This is a genomic window from Ensifer sp. LBL, assembly GCF_050435225.1.
Taxonomy (GTDB): domain Bacteria; phylum Pseudomonadota; class Alphaproteobacteria; order Rhizobiales; family Rhizobiaceae; genus Ensifer.
On record NZ_JBNDJY010000001.1, the window covers coordinates 1,434,567 to 1,452,114 of the forward strand.

Below are 17,548 nucleotides of genomic sequence, written 5' to 3' on the forward strand. Positions count from 1 at the left end.
TTGTTGACGGGTCCTTAACCAAGTTGGGCGATACTTTCTCCCTGTAGCCGCAATTTCTACCAGACCCCACCGGGAAGACAAACAAAACTCGCGTCGTCGTCCCCGCGATTTCCGCCCGACCCATGGGCCTCAAGTGAACTGCGCCTGCAAAAGCTAGTGCCACGGAATATGGGCTTCGTCATGCGTCACGTCATTTCCAGATTCTCGCTCTCGTTGATCGCCGCCTGCCTTGGCGCCGCGATCATGACGTCGGCGGCTTACGCTCAGGCCGCCAAGGGCGCCAGCGGGCTGCCGCTGCCGCGCTTCGTCAGCCTGAAATCCAAGAGCGTCAATTTGAGGATCGGCCCGAGCGTCGATTACGCGGTCGCCTTCCGCTACATGAAGCCGGGCGTGCCGGTCGAGATCATCCAGGAATACGATAACTGGCGCCGCATCCGCGACGCCGACGGCACCGAAGGCTGGGTGAACCAGGCGCTGCTCTCCGGCGACCGCACGGCCGTCGCAGCCCCCTGGATGCGCGGCAAGGGCGAAGGCGTCTTCGTCAACATGCGCCGCGACGCGCAGGGCAATTCCCCGATCGTCGCCCGCATGGAGCCCGGTGTCATCGTGAAAGTCGGCGAGTGCAATGGCGACTGGTGCCATGCCGAAGCGCAAGGCGTCGAAGGCTGGATCGCGCAGGGCGAAATCTGGGGCGCCTATCCGGGCGAGGCCTTCAAGTAAGGCCGCGCCCGTCTTTAACCAAAAATCAATTGGGTCGGATCAGGCGAGGCCAGCCTGCTTGGCAGCCGTTTCCAGCGACACCATCGGCCGTGGCCCGATCTGGCCGATAACAATGCCGGCCGCAAGATTGCCGAGCTTGCTGCAGTCTTCCAGCGAACGCCCCGTCGTGTAGCCATGTAGGAAGCCCGCGGCATAGAGGTCGCCAGCACCTGTCGTGTCGACCACCTGGGCGATCGGCGTTGCGCCGACACGAACCCGCTCTTTTCCACGCACGACCACCGAACCTTCTTCGCTGAGCGTCACGGCGGCGAGCTTGCAATCCTTCGACAGCTTCTCCAGCGCCAGATCGAAATCCTCGGTCTCGTAAAGTGCCAGCGCTTCCTGCTTGTTGGCAAAGACGATATCGACCGTGCCGGAACGCATGAGGTCCAGGAACTCGTCGCGATAGCGGTGAACACAGAAGCTGTCGGACAGCGTGATCGCGGTCTCGCGGCCGTTTGCGTGGGCGATCCGCGCGGTCTCGCGAATGGCGTCCTTGGCGCGCGGCGGATCCCAGAGATACCCTTCGAAATAGGTAACCTTGGATTGGGCGACGACCTCGGGCTCCACGTCCTCGGGGCCGAGTTCGACGCAGGCACCGAGATAGGTGTTCATCGAGCGCTCGCCGTCCTCGGTGACGAAGATCATCGAGCGCGCGGTCGGCGGCACGCTTTCGAGCGGCTTCGTCTGGAAATAGACGCCCTGGGCGCGGATATCATGGGCGAAGATCTCGCCGAGCTGGTCGCTCGCGGTCTTCCCGAAATAGGCGGCACGGCCACCGAGGCTGGCGACACCGGCTGCGGTGTTGCCGGCGCTGCCGCCGGAGGCTTCGACCGCCGGGCCCATGCGCGAGTACAACAACTCGGCTCTTTCGGCATCGATGAGGTTCATGGCGCCCTTTATGATGCCGTTTTCATTGAGAAAGGCATCGTCGCAGCGCGCGATGATATCAACGATGGCGTTGCCGATCGTCAGCACGTCGTATTTTGTCATGAACCTCGTCCGGTCTCCGTGATGGCCGGTGTTCGTTAATACCGGTTTTCCGGCCATTTGGAAGACAAAAGACGCGTGCGGGCGGCTTCACGCCGTAGGAAGCGCGCTTTCCTCATAGGCGGCGGCGAATTCGGCGCTCGGGGGAATGGGCTTGATGATGTCGATCAGCACGCCATTCGGATCGGCCGTGATGAAATGACGCTGGCCGAAATCCTCATCGCGCAAGGTCTTCAGGATCGGCAGGCCGGAGGCAAGCGCCTGCGCATAGATGCGATCGGGATCCTCGACCTCGAAGTTCAGGAGAAGACCGCGGGTGGGCGCGCGCGCCTCTTCGGGGATCGTCTCGTGGCGGTAGTCGAGCACGGCAAGCGTCACATGTTCGTCCTCGATCGATTGCAGATGCACATACCAGTCGCTGGTGAAGAGCGCCTGGAAGCGGAAGTGATCGATGTAGAAGGCGGCAGTGGCGGCAACGTCAGCCGACATGATGACCGGGTAATAGCTCGTCGATTTCATGGCTTTTCCTCGCTCCTGCAATATCATACAATCTGTATGTTTGTTTAATTAACATACAGGCTGCATGTATGCAACAAGACATTTCCCGCCGCTCCAACCGCGAGCGATCCGACACTACCCGTACCGCGATCCTCGATGCCGCTCGCGGCCTCTTCGTCACCAGGGGCTATGCCGACACCTCGACGCCGGACATCGTCGCAGCCGCCGGCCTGACCCGCGGCGCGCTCTATCACCACTTCGAGGACAAGAAGGCGCTGTTTCGCGCGGTCGCAGAGCGGGAAGCAATTTCGGTGGCGACGTCGATCGAACAAGCGACATCACGCGACCTCTCGGCACGCCAGGCACTAAAGGTCGGGGCCCGCGCCTATTTCGACGCCATGCGCGAGCCGGGGCGTATCCGCCTGCTCCTGCTCGATGGGCCGGCCGTCCTCGGCAAGCGGGAGATGATGGCGATCGACGCGGCCAACGCGCAAAGAACGCTTGAGGAAGGGATCGCCGAGGCAATGGCTCCGTTCACCGTTTCGGCCGACAGGCTGTCGGCCATGGCCTCGCTGCTTTCGGCTGCCTTCGATCGTGCAGCGCTCGACATTGCCGATGGCGCGTCGCGCGAGGTTTATGTCGAAACGATCGGCACGCTGATCGACCGGATGGTTTCGGCCTGACGGCTCAACCAGCAGCCGAGATCATCTGCGGCGGCAGTTCGACCAGTGGCGCCGGGATGTCACAGGTCTTTTCCGGCGACTTGCAGAGGTCGGCGATGACGCAGCGCTCGCATTCGGGCTTGCGCGCCTTGCAGCAGTAGCGCCCGTGCAGGATCAGCCAGTGGTGAGCGTGGTAGAGATACTCGTCGGGGATGATCCTGACCAGCTTGTCTTCCACCTCGTCCGGGGTCTTGCCCGGCGCCAGACAGATCCTGTTGGCGATGCGCAGGATGTGGGTGTCGACGGCGATGGTCGACTGGCCGAAGGCCATGGAGAGCACGACGTTGGCGGTCTTGCGGCCGACGCCCGGAAGCGTCACCAGTTCTTCGCGCGTGCGCGGCACCTCGCCGCCGAAATCCCGGATCAGCTTTTCGCTGAGCGCGATGACGTTCTTCGCCTTGTTGCGGAATAGGCCGATGGTCTTGATGTAGTCGCGCACCTTCTCCTCGCCGAGCGCCAGCATTTTTTCCGGCGTATCGGCGATGGCAAAGAGCGCGCGCGTCGCCTTGTTGACGCCGGCATCGGTCGCCTGCGCCGAGAGCGCCACGGCGACAACAAGCGTGAACGGATTGACGTGCTCCAGCTCGCCCTTCGGCTCCGGCCGCTGGATCGAGAATCGCCGAAAAATCTCCTTGAGTTCGTCCTGGCTATAGAGGCTCTTCACCCGCGGCGTGGCGCGGCGGCCGGCTGCAGGCTTTGGTTTGGCGGCGCGAACAGGCAATTTCGGCTTCACGTTTTTCATGATGCATCTATAGTCAAAGGTTATGATCAATGGCAACGCCACCACCCCATCCGAGGACGCCCCGGTCTTCACCGCCGAGCTCACGCCCTATCGCTCGCTCGGGCGGCGCGGCTTCAAGATGTTCTTCCTGATCGCCGGGCTCCTGAGCCTCGTTCACGGCATCGTCTTCCTCATCATCGGCGCCTGGCCGGTGGTGTTCTTTTTCGGGCTCGACTACCTCCTGCTGTTCGGCGCCTTCTGGCTGAACAACCGCTCGGGGCTCAGCCGCGAAGAGGTCAGCGTCAGCAGGACGGACGTTTCGGTGCGCAAGTTCACGCCCTCGGGCCAGATCAGCGAACATCGCTTCAATCCGTTCTGGGCACGCTTGAACGTCGCCCGGCATCAGGAAATCGGCATCGTCTCGATGACGATCAGCGGCGGCGGCCGGCGAACCGATATCGGCTCGTTCCTCAACCGTGACGATCGCGAGACCTTTGCGCTGGCGCTCTCGGGGGCGCTTGCGACCGTGCGCCGGCGCTGACGCCCGGCGCTTGCAATCGCGGCACCCGGCGATCGCATGTTTTCAAGTTTCGGGTGGTTGGCGGGGCCAGCAAATGGTTACCTGTGACAAGACAGGAGAAGAGCCATGAACATTGCGACATCCGTACCCACCGACATCACGCCGAAGGGCACCGACTACGATACGGTCAGCCGCGTGATCGAAATGCTCACTGAGGACTATCGCGACCAGCCGTCGCTCGAATCCGTGGCGCAGCGCCTGAAGCAGTCGCCGACCCAGCTCCAGAAGGTCTTCACCCGCTGGGCGGGGCTGTCGCCGAAGGCATTCCTGCAGGCCGTGACCCTCGACCATGCCAAGCGCCTGCTGCGCCAGGAAGACATGCCGCTGCTCGAAACCAGCATCGAAGTGGGCCTCTCAGGACCAAGCCGGCTGCACGACCTGTTCGTCACCCACGAGGCGATGTCGCCAGGCGAATGGAAGGCGCGCGGCGAGGGCCTTACGATCCGCTACGGCTACCACCCCTCGCCCTTCGGCACGGCGCTGGTGATGATCACCGAGCGCGGCCTCGCAGGACTTGCCTTCAACGATATGGGCGGCGAGCAGGCGAGCTTCGAGGACATGGCGCAACGCTGGCCGAACGCCCGCTACATCGAGGACAGCGCGGCGACGGCCCAATATGCCGCGCGCATCTTCGATCCGTCGCGCTGGCGACAGGACGAGCCGCTGCGTATCTTCTTGATCGGCTCCGACTTCCAGATCCGGGTCTGGCAGGCGCTGTTGAAGATCCCGCTCGGCTGCGCCACCACCTATTCGAATATCGCCGGGAACATCGGACAGCCGACGGCATCGCGCGCGGTCGGTGCGGCTGTCGGGCGCAACCCGATTTCCTTCGTCGTCCCCTGCCATCGCGCGCTCGGAAAGAGTGGGGACCTCACCGGCTATCACTGGGGCCTGACGCGCAAGCGCGCCATCCTCGGCTGGGAAGCCGGCAAGGCGGCCGACGGCACGATCTGATCGCCAGGTTTGCCGGCATTATCGGAGACACAAAAAAGGGGCGCCCAGCGCCCCTTTTCATTTCCTGGCCATCAGCGATCAGTGAGCGCCGGACATGTCGCCGAGCACTTCCTTGGAAGCGACGGTCGAATTGGCGTTGAGCTTGTAGACCATCGGCACGCCGGTCGCGAGGTTGAGCTTCAGGATCTCCTCCTTCGACAGGCGATCGAGCACCATGACCAGCGAACGCAGCGAGTTGCCGTGGGCGGCGACCAGCACCTTCTGGCCGGAGAGCACGCGCGGCAGGATCTCGGTCAGGTAATAGGGCCAGACGCGGGCGCCGGTGTCGCGCAGGCTCTCGCCGCCCGGAGGCGGGATGTCGTAGGAGCGGCGCCAGATATGCACCTGCTCTTCGCCCCACTTTTCGCGGGCGTCATCCTTGTTGAGACCCGAGAGGTCGCCATAGTCGCGTTCGTTCAGCGCCTGGTCGCGGATCGTCTCGAGCGAGGACTGGCCGACAGCGTCGAGCACGAACTGGCAGGTGCGCTGGGCGCGAACGAGATCCGAAGTGAAGGCGATGTCGAACTTGATGCCGTAGTCGGCAAGCGCCTTGCCGCCGGCCTTGGCTTCCTCGACGCCGAGTTCCGTCAGATCCGGATCACGCCAGCCGGTGAACAGGTTCTTCAGGTTCCAGTCGCTCTGGCCGTGCCTGACGAGGACGAGAGTACCGCTCATGTCGAATTCCCCTTGAGACTTGAGAGTGGAAAGGTCAGTTGAGCCCGAGAACGTCGAGCATCGAATAGAAACCGGGCTTCTGGCTGCGAGCCCAGAGTGCGGCGGTGACGGCACCGCGCGCGAAGATCGAACGGTCTGTGGCGCTGTGCGACAGCGTCACCTGCTCGCCCTCACCGGCCAGGATGACCGAGTGTTCGCCGATGACCGAGCCGCCGCGCAGGGTGGCAAAACCGATCGTGCCGGCCGGACGCGGGCCTGTATGACCGTCACGCACGCGCACCGAATGGTCGGCAAGCACGATATCGCGCCCCTTCGCAGCCGCAGCACCGAGAAGCAGGGCCGTGCCCGAGGGCGCATCGACCTTGTGCTTGTGGTGCATTTCGAGGATTTCGATGTCCCAGTCGGCCGGACCGAGCGCACGCGCCGCCTTCTCCGTCAGCACGCCGAGCAGGTTGACGCCGAGGCTCATATTGCCCGACTTGACGATACGGGCGTGGCGGGCGGCGGCGCGGATCTTCGCCTCGTCGTCGGACGAGCAGCCGGTGGTGCCGATCACATGGACGATGCGGGCCTGGGCCGCGAGACCGGCAAACTCGACGGTGCCCGCCGGTGCGGTGAAATCAAGGACGCCTTCGGCTTCGACGAAGGCTTCGAGCGGCTGGTCGGTCACCGGCACGCCGATCGGACCAAGCCCGGAGAGTTCGCCCGCATCGCGGCCGATGAAGGGAGAACCCGTGCGCTCGACGGCCGCATGCAGGCGCACGCCGTCCATCGCATGAACCGTCCTGATCAGCGTCTGGCCCATACGGCCTGCCGCACCCACCACCACGAGCTTCATATCGTTCGCGCCCATCGGTGAGTTCCTTCTTGTCCGCTAGTGGATTTGGGCGCCGGCCGGCGCTTCGGGCGTTTCGCCATCCGGAGACTGCTCCTCCGAATTCTGGCCCTGGAGATTGTGGAGCCGAGCGTAGAGACCGTCCGGCCGCCGTGCAAGATCGGCATGGGTGCCTTCCTCGACGACGCAACCATCCTTCATGACGATGATCTTGTCGGCATTGACGACGGTCGAGAGACGATGCGCGATGACGATCACCGTGCGGCCATCCATGGCGTGGTCGAGCGCCTTCTGCACCGCGGCTTCCGATTCGGTGTCGAGCGCAGAAGTGGCCTCGTCGAGCAGCAGGATCGGCGCGTTGCGGACGAGCGCGCGCGCAATCGACAGGCGCTGGCGCTGGCCGCCGGAGAGCGTCATGCCGTTCTCGCCCACCGGCGTATCGTAGCCCTGCGGCTGCGCCAGGATGAAATCATGGGCGTAGGCAAGCCGTGCGGCTTCCTCCACCTCGGCATCCGTCGCGTCGATGCGGCCGTAGCGGATGTTGTCGCGGATCGAGCCTTCGAAGAGATAGGGCTGCTGCGACACATAGGCGATGCCCTTGCGCAGCGACAGTTTGGTGACGTCGGCGATGTCCTGACCGTCGACCAGGATCTGGCCGGACGCCGGATCGTAGAACCGCGGAATGAGGCTGATGACCGTCGATTTGCCGGCACCCGAGGGGCCGACGAGCGCCGTCGTCTTGCCGCCCTCAGCCATGAAGCTCACGCCCCGCAGCACGTCGTCGCCATTCGGATACTTGAAGCGCACGTCGCGCAGCTCGACGGTCGCGTTCGTAAACGCCAGTTCCTTGGCATCGGGCTTGTCGCGCTGGTGCGGCACGGTGTCGAGGATCTCGTAGACCATGCGGGCGTTGACGGCGGCACGCTCGAGCGAGACCTGAAGCCGCGCCAGGCGGCGGGCCGGGTCATAGGCCATCAGCAAAGCGACGACAAAAGCGAAGAAGGCGCCGGGCGGCACGTCGGCATAGATGGCGCGGAACGCCGAATAGGCAAGCACCGCCGAGATCGCGAGACCGGCGAAGGTTTCGGTCATCGGCGCCGTGCGCTCGCTCAACCGGGCAATGCGGTTGGCGCGGTTTTCGGCGCGATCGACGATCGCCTCGACCTTGCCGCGAAGCTCGCTCTCCATCGTAAAGGCCTTGACGATGGTGATGCCCTGAATGGTTTCCTGCATCGCGCCGAGAACGCGGCTGTTGACTTCGATCGCCTCGCGGGTGGCCGAACGCAGGCGCTTGGACACATAGCGCAGGCCCAGAAGCAGCGGAGGTGCGGCGACGAAGACGATGATCGACAGCAGCCAGTCCTTGGCAAACATGACCCCGACCAGGCCGATCAGCGTCAGCAGGTCGCGCGCGATCGAGGTAACGGTCAGATTGAGCACGTCGCGAATGCCGCTGACGTTCTGGCTGATCTGGGCGGCGAGTTGCGCCGAACGGGTCTCGTTGAAATAGCCGACGCTGAGCGCCATCAGATGGGCGTAAAGACGGCGCTGATAGCGCGCGACGATGTTGTTGCCGATCTTCGAAAGCGCGACAGCCTGGCCGTAAGTTGCAAAGCCGCGCAGCACGAAGGCGGCGAGGATCGCGCCGCAGACGAGCAGAACGATGTCCGCCCGCTTGTTGGCGAAGGCCTCGTTGATGACGGTTTCCATGATCGAGGCGGTAAAGCCTGTCGTGGCAGCGACCACCGCCAGGCAGCCGATGGCAAAAGCATAGCCGCGAATGTGGTCACGACCGTTTTCCGCAATGACCCGCTTGAGGATCCCGCTGATCGTATCCGAATCGACCGCGTGCTGTTTTTTCTTGCTGGCGCTCAAAAAGCCCGTCTTCCCTGGAACCAATCTGGAGGGCCGGCATCCGGCCCGATCTTTCCCGGGGCTCTATAGTGGTTTGATATCGCTTTGGCGAGTCTTTGCACACGCCACGGTCTCAGCTTCTCCAGCGGCGTCCCTCTGTTGCCACACCGAAATCCCTCGGCGTGCGGGCAAAGGCTGCCAATCCCGAGAGCGCGGCCATCGGGTGAATGACGGCAAAGGTCGGGATCGTTTTCATCAGCGCCGAATGCGGGGCCTTGTCCTCGAAGGCGGCCCGGAAGGGCGACTTCATCAGCGCCGGCAGGATCTTCTGCGAGATACCGCCCGCCAGGAAAACGCCGCCGCGGGCCATGAAGATCAGCGCCATGTCGCCGGCCACGCGACCGAGATAAGTCGAAAACAGTGAGACGGTCTCGATCGCTGCCCTGTCGCTCTCGGCAAGGGCGTGCGTCGTCACTTCCGCGGGGTCCGTCAGAACCGCATCCACGCCATCGGCGGCGCAGACGGCGCGGTAGAGGTTCATGATGCCGCGGCCACAGAGGATCTGCTCGCCGGCCATGCGGCCCTCGATCGGTTCTAGGAAGGGCCAGATGTGGAAATCGCGTTCGGTGCGCGGGCCGATATCGACGTGGCCGCCTTCGCCCGGCACCGGAAACCAGGTGTGCTGGGCAAAGACCAGGCCGCCGACGCCGAGGCCCGTTCCCGGTCCGAGCACGACGCGGGAGGTCAGCGGCCGGATGCTGCCGCCGCCGATCTGCACCAGGTCCTCGTCCGCCGGAGCGGCGACGGCAAGCGCCTGAGCCTCGAAGTCGTTGATGATCAGCACGTCTTCGAGGCCGAGGCTCGAAAGCATGTCCCTTGGCCGAATCACCCAGCCGGCGTTGGTCAAGGGAATTTCATCGCCCCGAATCGGACCGGCCACTGCCAGGATCGCCGAGCGCGGCTGCACGGAGGTCTTGTCGAGAATGCTCTTTTGCAGCGCCTCCTCGATCGTCTCGAAATCGCCGGTCTTGATCGGCGGCAGTTGCTTCGGGTCGGCAAAGGCGTCGATGAGCAGGGCGAAGCGCGCGTTGGTGCCGCCGATGTCGCCGATCAGGATCGGAAAAGGAAAGCTGTGTTCATTGGTGCCGGACATCGCGAGATCCATCCTGATCGTCATCTTGGGTTGCTGAACTGTCTATCAGACAGAACGGGATGAGGAAAAGTGCGGGAGGATTTCCGTCGCATCCGCCCGCCGGAGCCCGCATCATCTGGGGTTGAGGTCGATCAACTGCTCGGCCGTTGCACGATTGAGCGCCATCGGAATGTCGTAGACGATGGCGAGGCGCATCAGCGCCTTGACGTCGACATCGTGCGGCATGGCGGTCAGGGGATCGACGAAGAAGATCAGCAGTTGCACTTCACCGGTCGCGATCATCGCGCCGATCTGTTGGTCGCCGCCGAGCGGTCCGCTTTTCAGCCGGGTGATATCGAGGCCTGGGCAGACGTCGAGAACACGGCCGCCGGTCGTGCCGGTGGCAACGATCCGCCAGTCGGCCAGTACCGCCTCATGCGCCTTGGCAAAGTCCGCAAGATCGTCCTTCTTCTGATCATGCGCGATCAGCGCAACACATTTCCGATCCGCCATGCCGGGCCTCGCATCAATATTTAAATCGATTTGATTGCCCTATACATGAGCGCCACGGGAATGGGAAGGCTGATGCCTCCCCGCCCCGCTCGGGTCGCTGGCCTACTGCAGCGTCGGACGCGCCATCGGCACCGGGATATCGGCCGGCGGGACATCGCCAGACGCACCGATCACCTGCTCGATACTATCGCTCGCTGCGGCCGGCGCGGCAGCCCGATAGGCCGTGCCAAAAGTGGCGGCCGCTTCCGAGGCGGGCGCCGGGCCGTTGAGAACGAGAGCGCAGGCCTTCGGCAGGTCGGCAAGCGTCGTCACCTTCGGCTTGACCGGCTTCGCGTCCGGCTTCTTCGTCGGTTTTGCCCACGGCTCGTCGGTGAACCACCAGGCCAGCGACTTGTCGCAGCCGTCGCCGGCCGGAACCTCCGCCTGGTCCTTGCAGGTCGAAGCACCCGCGGGGCACTTGATGCGGATGTGGAAGTGATAGTCGTGGCCGTAGATCGGCCGAACCTTGCCGAGATTCGTGCGGTCGCCCGTCCAGGTATCGCAAAGCTTTTTCTTGATCGCCGGATTGACGAAGACGCGCTCGACCTGCGGATAGCTCGCCGCCAGCATGATCAGCTGCGCGTGCTTCGGCGTCCAGATCGAACGGTCGACCGTCAGGAACTTGTTCTTCTGCAGCATCGAGGTGGCGGAGATATCCTCGCGTTCGCGATAGCTGAGCGTACGTTGCGGCATCGGCGTCAGCCAGATATCGGCATCGAGCCCGATCTGGTGCGAGGCGTGGCCCGACAGCATCGGCCCGCCGCGTGGCTGCGAGATATCGCCGAGCAACAGGCCCGGCCAGCCGACCTTGTTGGCGGCATCATGGGAAAACTGCTCGATCAGCGCGATCATCTGCGGGTGGCCCCAGCGGCGGTTGCGCGACAACCGCATTGCCTGCCAGGTCGGCCCGTCGGTCGGGATGGCGACACCGCCGGCAAGGCATCCCTTGGCATAGAAGCCGTAGGAATTTGCCGCCATCTCGGCAGGCAGAGCCTTGGCGCCGAAGAGCGTCTTTGCCGGCACGTCGTCGGCCGCCGCGTTGTCGGCGATCAGGAGGCTGGTTCCAAGCAGCAGCGCAAGAAACGCCGAGCCGCAACGTCGAAATGGAGCAATCATTGAATTTCGTCCCGTTTGTCTCGCAGACAGCAGCGCCGATCTACGCATGCCGTGTCCGGCGAACCCCATCCTAAGGCCCCGTCTTTGCCTCAGCCTTACGCGTTACCCGCGTGTGAATCACCGGGATGTGACTCAAAAATTTGGCCTGATTTGCGGCGGTGCCTGTCATTTGCCCTGATTTCGCCTATGCTCTCGCAAAAGAAGATTGAAATATAAAGGGGTAAGGGCTGGATGCCATACGTCTGCAGGACCATGAAATCAGGCTTCGCTGCCTCGTTACTAACAGCGGCGTTTCTTCTCTTCCCTGCTGCAGGCAATGCCCAAGAACAGCCCGTCTGGCGTCACGGAACATCGTCAATCGGCGAACTCAAATACAAACAGGGCTTTGCCCGTTTCGACTACGTCAATCCGGACGCTCCCAAGGGTGGAGAGCTGCGCCTGTCGGAAAACGGGACTTTCGATACGTTCAATCCGATCCTTTCCAAGGGCGAGGCGGCAAGCGGCGTGGCCTCGCTGGTCTTCGACACGCTGATGAAATCGGCCGAGGACGAGATCACCAGCACCTACGGCCTGCTCGCCGAGGCGGTTTCCTATCCTGACGATATTTCCTCGGCGACCTTCCGCCTTCGCCCGGAGGCCAAATGGGCCGACGGCAAGCCGGTAACACCCGAGGACGTCGTTTTCTCGTTTGAAAAGGTCAAGGAGCACAATCCGCTGCTCTCCAACTACTACCGCCACGTGGTTTCGGCGGAAAAGACGGGCGAGCGCGACGTCACTTTCCGCTTCGACGAAAAGAACAACCACGAATTGCCGAACATTCTCGGTCAATTCCCGATCGTGCCGAAGCACTGGTGGGAGGGGCAGGACGCCAAAGGTAACAAGCGCGACATCAGCCGCACCACTTTGGAACCGGTCATGGGTTCCGGCCCCTACAGGATCGCCTCGTTCCAGGCCGGCGGCTCGATCCGGTTCGAGCGCCGCGACGACTATTGGGGCAAGGACCTCAACGTCAATGTCGGCCAATACAATTTCGGCGTGATCAGCTACGCCTTCTTTAGCGACAGAAACGTGGAATTCGAAGCCTTTCGTGCCGGCAACGTCGATTTCTACCGAGATCCCAGCGCCAGCCACTGGGCAACGGCCTACGACTTTCCGGCGATGAAGGACGGCCGCGTTGTTCGCGAGGAGATCGAAAACCCCTTGCGCGCAGCCGGCATCATGCAAGCCTTCGTGCCGAACATGCGACGGGAGAAATTTCAGGATCAGCGGGTGCGTGAGGCGCTGAACTATGCGTTCGATTTCGAGGACCTGAACAAAAATCTCGCCTACAACACCTTTCAGCGTGTCGACAGCTACTTCTGGAACACGGAGCTTGCTTCCTCCAAGCTTCCCGAAGGTCGCGAAAAGGCCATTCTGGAGGAGCTGAAAGACAAGGTCCCGCCGGAGGTCTTCACCACCCCCTATACGAACCCTGTCAACGGCGAGCCGCAGAAGGTGCGCGACAACCTGCGCAAGGCACTCGCGCTGTTCAAGGAGGCGGGTTACGAGCTCAAGGGCACGCGCCTGGTGAACACGAAGACCGGCGAGCCCTTCACCTTCGAACTGCTCCTGTCCAATCCGTCCTTCGAGCGCACCGTCACGCCCTTCATCAACAGCGTCAAGAAGATCGGCATCGATGCCCGCATCCGCACGGTGGATGATTCGCAGTACACCAACCGCGTCAGAAGCTTTGACTATGACATGATCTACGGCATCTGGGCGCAGACGCTGGTGCCGGGCAACGAACAGATCGACTACTGGGGTTCCGGCTCCGTCAATCAGCAGGGATCGAGAAACTATGCCGGCATATCCGATCCGGCAATCGACGAGCTCATCCGCCGGATCATCTTTGCACCGAACCGCGAGGAACTGGTGGCAACGACACGGGCACTCGATAGGGTCCTTCTCGCCCACCACTACGTCGTGCCGCTGTTCTATTCGAAGAACGTTCGTGTCGCCTACTGGAAACAGCTCGTCCGCCCGCAGGAGCTTCCCTACTATGGAATAGGCTTCCCGGACACGTGGTGGTCGAAAAACGCCTCCCCCAAATGAAGTCCTTGCGCTCGGATGGCGTCTCGATTCCAAATGCAAAAAAACGAATCACTGAAACAAGCCCCGATCCGGGGCCCGCAAGGAGACACAGGGATTGAGACACCATAGACGGCATGCCGACGCTTCGCCGGTCCGGGCCACCGCCCACACGTCGATCGAAAGGCCCGCCTGATGGGTGCCTATATCCTGCGCCGCCTGCTTCTGATGATCCCGACGATCTTCGGGATCATGGCGATTTCCTTCATCGTGGTGCAGTTCGCGCCGGGCGGCCCGGTCGAGCAGGTGATCTCGGACCTGACCAATGCCGGCGGTTCCGATCGCCTGTCGGGCAGCAGCGGCGACCTGATGCAGACCGGCGGCGACGAGGGCGGGCGCTATCGCGGCGCCCAAGGCCTCGATCCGGAATTCATCGCCAAGCTCGAAAAGCAGTTCGGCTTCGACAAGCCGCCGCTCGAGCGCTTCGCCACCATGATGTGGAACTACATGCGCTTCGATTTCGGCGAGAGCTTCTTCCGCAACACCTCGGTGATCGATTTGATCAAGGAGAAGATGCCGGTCTCGATCTCGCTCGGCCTATGGATTCTGCTGTTCTCCTACGCGATCTCCATCCCGCTCGGCATCAAGAAGGCCGTATCCGACGGTTCCGCCTTTGACGTGTGGACCTCCGGCATCATCGTCGTCGGCTACGCCGTACCGAGTTTCCTCTTCGGCATCCTGCTGATCGTCGTCTTTGCCGGCGGCTCGTTCTTCGATTGGTTCCCGCTGCGCGGCATCGTCTCCGACAATTTCTGGCAGCTGCCCTGGTGGCAAAAGATCCTCGACTACATCTGGCACATGACGCTGCCGCTGATCACGCTGCTGCTCTCGGCCTTTGCGACGACGACGCTGCTCACCAAGAATTCCTTCATCGACGAAATCAAGAAGCAGTATGTAACGACGGCACGGGCCAAGGGCCTGACCGACGGCCAGGTGCTCTATGGCCACGTCTTCCGCAATGCCATGCTGATCATCATCGCCGGCTTCCCCGGCGCCTTCATCTCGGCCTTCTTCACCGGTTCGCTTTTGATCGAATACATCTTCTCGCTCGATGGCCTCGGCCGTCTCGGTTATGATTCGGTCGTCAAGCGCGACTATCCGATCGTCTTTGCCACCCTCTTCATCTTCTCGCTGATGGGCCTGCTCGTCAGCCTGCTGTCGGACCTCATCTATACCTGGGTCGATCCGCGCATCGACTTCGAGCGGAGGGATGTCTGATGGCAAGCGTCACGACCCCCCCGGCCGCTGTGGCGCCGCGTGGCTGGCTGTCACCGGTCAACCAGCGCCGCTGGCAGAATTTCAAGGCGAACCGGCGCGGCTACTGGTCGCTCTGGCTGTTCCTGGCGCTGTTCGGGCTCAGCCTGGTCGGCGAACTCATCGCCAATGACAGGCCGATCATCGCCTCCTACAAGGGCGAGCTTTTGTTCCCCGTCGTCATCGACTATCCGGAGGAAAAGTTCGGCGGCTTCCTGGCGGAGACCGATTATCGCTCCGACTTCATCCGCGACGAGATCGAGGCCAATGGCTGGATGATTTGGCCGCCGGTGCGCTATTCCTACCAGACGGTCAATTCCAACATCCCGCATTCGGCGCCGACCAAGCCCTTCTGGCTGATGGACAAGGAAGAGCGCTGCTCCGCCTATCCGGACAAGACCAGCGACCGGAACTGCATCGTCGGAAACCTCAACTGGCTCGGCACCGACGACCAGGCTCGCGACGTCTTTGCGCGCATGATCTACGGCTTCCGTCTTTCGGTGCTCTTCGGCCTGACGCTCACCATCGCCTCGGCGGTGATCGGTGTCACCGCCGGCGCCATCCAGGGCTATTTCGGTGGCTGGACCGACCTCCTGATGCAGCGTTTCATCGAGATCTGGTCGTCGATGCCGGTGCTCTACATTCTGCTGATCATCGCCGCGATCCTGCCGCCGGGCTTCTTCATCCTGCTCGGAATCATGCTCTTGTTCTCCTGGGTCGGCTTTGTCGGCGTCGTGCGCGCCGAGTTCCTACGGGCGCGCAACTTCGAATACGTCAACGCGGCACGCGCGCTCGGCGTCGGCAACGGCACGATCATGTATCGCCACCTCCTGCCGAACGCGATGGTGGCGACGCTGACCTTCCTGCCCTTCATTCTCTCCGGCTCGATCACGACGCTGACCTCGCTCGACTTCCTCGGCTTCGGCATGCCGCCCGGATCGCCCTCGCTCGGCGAGATGATCGCCCAGGGCAAGTCCAACCTGCAGGCGCCCTGGCTGGGGCTGACGGCCTTCTGCGTCATGTCGCTGATGCTGTCGCTGCTGATCTTCGTCGGCGAAGCGACGCGCGATGCCTTCGATCCGAGAAAGACGTTCCGGTGAGCGCGACGATGACAGACCCCCTTCTCTCCGTCCGCGACCTTTCCGTCGCCTTTCACCAGGGCGGCAACACCTCCGTTGCCGTCGATCACATCTCCTTCGACATCAAGCGCGGGGAAACCGTGGCGCTTGTCGGCGAATCCGGTTCGGGAAAATCGGTCTCGGCCAACTCGATCCTGAAGCTCCTGCCCTACCCGTCGGCCAGCCATCCGAGCGGCGAAATCCTGTTCAACGGCAAGGACCTCTTGAGGGCCAGCGATGCGGAACTGCGCCATGCGCGCGGCAACGACATCACCATGATCTTCCAGGAGCCGATGACCTCGCTCAACCCGCTGCACTCGATCGAGCGGCAGATCGGTGAGATCCTCGAACTGCACCAGGGGCTGCAGGGTGCGGCGCGGCGCACGCGCATTCTCGAACTCTTGAACCAGGTCGGCATCCGCGAGCCGGAAAAGCGGCTCAGCGCCTACCCGCACGAGCTCTCGGGTGGCCAGCGCCAACGTGTGATGATCGCCATGGCGCTCGCCAACCGGCCGGAACTCTTGATTGCCGACGAGCCGACGACAGCGCTCGACGTCACCGTACAGGCACAGATCCTCGAACTCTTGAAGTCGCTCAAGGATGAGCACGGCATGTCGATGCTGTTCATCACCCATGACCTCGGCATCGTGCGCAAGATCGCCGATCGGGTCTGCGTGATGACCAAGGGCAAAATCGTCGAGACCGGACCGACCGCCGAGATTTTCGCCAATCCCCAGCACGCCTATACTCGCCATTTGCTCGCCTCCGAACCGAAGGGCAATCCGCCGCCGTCAGACGCATCGAAGCCGATCGTGATGGAAGCCTCCGACATGAAGGTGTGGTTTCCGATCAAGGCCGGCTTTCTGCGCAAGGTGGTCGACCATGTGAAGGCGGTCGACGGCATCGACCTGAAGCTGCGCGCCGGCCAGACGCTCGGCGTCGTCGGCGAATCCGGCTCCGGCAAGACGACGCTCGGGCTGGCGCTGACGCGCCTGATCTCGTCGAAGGGCCGCATCGCCTTCATCGGCAAGGACATCGACCGCTACAGCTTCAACGAGATGCGGCCGCTTCGAAACCGGATGCAGATCGTCTTTCAGGATCCTTACGGTTCGCTGAGCCCACGCATGTCGGTGGCCGATATCATCGCCGAAGGCCTGAAAATCCACGAACGATCGCTGTCGGACAACGCGCGCGATGCCCGCGTCGCCGCGGCGCTCGAAGAAGTGGGCCTCGATCCTGCGACCCGGTGGCGCTATCCGCACGAGTTCTCCGGCGGCCAGCGGCAGCGCATTGCCATTGCGCGCGCCATGGTGCTGAAGCCGCAATTCGTGATGCTCGACGAACCGACCTCGGCGCTCGACATGAGCGTCCAGGCGCAGGTGGTCGACCTCCTGCGCGACCTGCAGGTGAAGCATGACCTCGCCTATCTGTTCATCAGTCACGACCTCAAGGTCGTGCGCGCCCTTGCCAATGAGATGATCGTCATGCGCATGGGCAAGGTGGTGGAGCAGGGCCCGGCCGAGCGCATCTTCAATGCGCCGAGCCAGGACTATACCAAGGCGCTGATGGCAGCCGCCTTCAACCTCGAAGCCGTCAACTTGACCGCGATCCGCCAATAGGTG

General features: G+C 62.9%; 17 protein-coding genes. 8 read left to right on the forward strand and 9 right to left on the reverse strand.

The window, feature by feature from the left end:
- Positions 1-168 precede the first annotated feature (168 nt).
- Complete coding sequence (locus OKW20_RS07075; RefSeq protein ID WP_034804952.1) at positions 169-720, forward strand: SH3 domain-containing protein; 552 nt, start codon at positions 169-171, stop codon at positions 718-720.
- 39 nt (positions 721-759) lie between these two features.
- Here the strand turns inward: OKW20_RS07075 and OKW20_RS07080 are convergent, their stop codons facing one another.
- Positions 760-1,752: an adenosine kinase gene (locus OKW20_RS07080; RefSeq protein ID WP_429171061.1), complete on the reverse strand. Its 993-nt coding sequence runs from the start codon at positions 1,750-1,752 to the stop codon at positions 760-762.
- A gap of 87 nt (positions 1,753-1,839) precedes the next feature.
- Positions 1,840-2,268, reverse strand: coding sequence for a VOC family protein (locus OKW20_RS07085; protein WP_429171063.1), 429 nt, complete (start codon positions 2,266-2,268; stop codon positions 1,840-1,842).
- A 68-nt stretch (positions 2,269-2,336) separates the two neighbouring features.
- Here OKW20_RS07085 and OKW20_RS07090 point away from each other — a divergent pair, with 68 nt between their 5' ends.
- Positions 2,337-2,930, forward strand: coding sequence for a TetR/AcrR family transcriptional regulator (locus OKW20_RS07090; RefSeq protein WP_429171065.1), 594 nt, complete (start codon positions 2,337-2,339; stop codon positions 2,928-2,930).
- 4 nt (positions 2,931-2,934) lie between these two features.
- On the opposite strand, the gene nth is transcribed toward OKW20_RS07090, so the two are convergent.
- A complete protein-coding gene (gene nth / locus OKW20_RS07095; protein WP_429171066.1) occupies positions 2,935-3,711 on the reverse strand; it encodes an endonuclease III in 777 nt (258 codons plus the stop codon).
- Between the two features lie 22 nt (positions 3,712-3,733).
- Between nth and OKW20_RS07100 the strand changes: the two genes are divergently transcribed.
- Positions 3,734-4,231: a DUF2244 domain-containing protein gene (locus OKW20_RS07100; RefSeq protein WP_429171068.1), complete on the forward strand. Its 498-nt coding sequence runs from the start codon at positions 3,734-3,736 to the stop codon at positions 4,229-4,231.
- A 105-nt stretch (positions 4,232-4,336) separates the two neighbouring features.
- Positions 4,337-5,224, forward strand: a complete 888-nt coding sequence (locus OKW20_RS07105; protein ID WP_192448242.1) for a methylated-DNA--[protein]-cysteine S-methyltransferase — start codon at positions 4,337-4,339, stop codon at positions 5,222-5,224.
- Positions 5,225-5,302: 78 nt separating this feature from the next.
- Here the strand turns inward: OKW20_RS07105 and OKW20_RS07110 are convergent, their stop codons facing one another.
- From OKW20_RS07110 to mepA, 6 genes are all read right to left on the reverse strand, one after another.
- Complete coding sequence (locus OKW20_RS07110; RefSeq protein WP_043622730.1) at positions 5,303-5,938, reverse strand: 2,3-bisphosphoglycerate-dependent phosphoglycerate mutase; 636 nt, start codon at positions 5,936-5,938, stop codon at positions 5,303-5,305.
- Positions 5,939-5,972: 34 nt separating this feature from the next.
- Complete coding sequence (gene dapB / locus OKW20_RS07115) at positions 5,973-6,791, reverse strand: 4-hydroxy-tetrahydrodipicolinate reductase (RefSeq protein WP_429171070.1); 819 nt, start codon at positions 6,789-6,791, stop codon at positions 5,973-5,975.
- 21 nt (positions 6,792-6,812) lie between these two features.
- The gene (locus OKW20_RS07120; protein WP_052202010.1) at positions 6,813-8,648 is read right to left on the reverse strand and encodes an ABC transporter ATP-binding protein; all 1,836 of its coding nucleotides are present in this window, start codon (positions 8,646-8,648) and stop codon (positions 6,813-6,815) included.
- A 112-nt stretch (positions 8,649-8,760) separates the two neighbouring features.
- Positions 8,761-9,780 (reverse strand): glucokinase, encoded by a 1,020-nt coding sequence (locus OKW20_RS07125; RefSeq protein WP_429171180.1) that lies wholly within the window; start codon positions 9,778-9,780, stop codon positions 8,761-8,763.
- 111 nt (positions 9,781-9,891) lie between these two features.
- The gene (locus OKW20_RS07130) at positions 9,892-10,272 is read right to left on the reverse strand and encodes a methylglyoxal synthase (protein WP_043622736.1); all 381 of its coding nucleotides are present in this window, start codon (positions 10,270-10,272) and stop codon (positions 9,892-9,894) included.
- A gap of 102 nt (positions 10,273-10,374) precedes the next feature.
- Complete coding sequence (mepA, locus tag OKW20_RS07135; protein ID WP_192448245.1) at positions 10,375-11,427, reverse strand: penicillin-insensitive murein endopeptidase; 1,053 nt, start codon at positions 11,425-11,427, stop codon at positions 10,375-10,377.
- Between the two features lie 231 nt (positions 11,428-11,658).
- On the opposite strand from mepA, the gene OKW20_RS07140 reads away from it, so the two are divergent.
- The 4 genes from OKW20_RS07140 (at position 11,659) to OKW20_RS07155 (ending at position 17,545) form a co-directional block, all read left to right on the forward strand.
- The gene (locus OKW20_RS07140) at positions 11,659-13,518 is read left to right on the forward strand and encodes an extracellular solute-binding protein (RefSeq protein WP_429171072.1); all 1,860 of its coding nucleotides are present in this window, start codon (positions 11,659-11,661) and stop codon (positions 13,516-13,518) included.
- Positions 13,519-13,689: 171 nt separating this feature from the next.
- The gene (locus OKW20_RS07145) at positions 13,690-14,772 is read left to right on the forward strand and encodes a microcin C ABC transporter permease YejB (RefSeq protein ID WP_429171074.1); all 1,083 of its coding nucleotides are present in this window, start codon (positions 13,690-13,692) and stop codon (positions 14,770-14,772) included.
- Positions 14,772-15,908 (forward strand): ABC transporter permease, encoded by a 1,137-nt coding sequence (locus tag OKW20_RS07150; protein ID WP_429171076.1) that lies wholly within the window; start codon positions 14,772-14,774, stop codon positions 15,906-15,908. Before OKW20_RS07145 ends, OKW20_RS07150 begins: the two co-directional genes overlap by 1 nt.
- Positions 15,909-15,916: 8 nt before the next feature.
- A complete protein-coding gene (locus OKW20_RS07155) occupies positions 15,917-17,545 on the forward strand; it encodes an ABC transporter ATP-binding protein (RefSeq protein WP_429171078.1) in 1,629 nt (542 codons plus the stop codon).
- Positions 17,546-17,548 lie beyond the last annotated feature (3 nt).